At 28.1% G+C, this 320-nt stretch carries 1 pseudogene; it reads right to left on the bottom strand.

What is annotated here, in order from left to right:
* Nucleotides 1–320, bottom strand: a pseudogene (locus tag LPB87_RS20700) (hypothetical protein); the annotation flags it as partial.

Raw genomic sequence — 320 nt, 5'->3', positions numbered from 1 at the left:
TATTAGTATCATAAATTTTCCAATCTCCTCTCTTTTCTATCTTATGATTCAAATGGTAAATATAGATATAAATGCCTACTTCTTTTAATTGCCCGTTTTCAAAATACTTCTCCCAAGTCCCTTTTTTCAAACCTCCTTCATAAGCACCAATTTTTTCAAATTTTCCGTTCTTATAATAATATTTCCAAATACCTTTTTTCTTATTTGATGAATAGTTTCCTTCTGATTCTAATTCGCCTGTCTCATAAAAATGTTTCCATGCATAATTTTTCACTTTCTTTCCAGAAATTATTTCTTCTATCCCAATAGCTTTAATGATT

The sequence above is a fragment of the Flavobacterium sp. EDS genome, from assembly GCF_020991525.1.
Classification (GTDB): domain Bacteria; phylum Bacteroidota; class Bacteroidia; order Flavobacteriales; family Flavobacteriaceae; genus Flavobacterium.
This window is presented reverse-complemented; position numbering and strand designations above follow the sequence as displayed.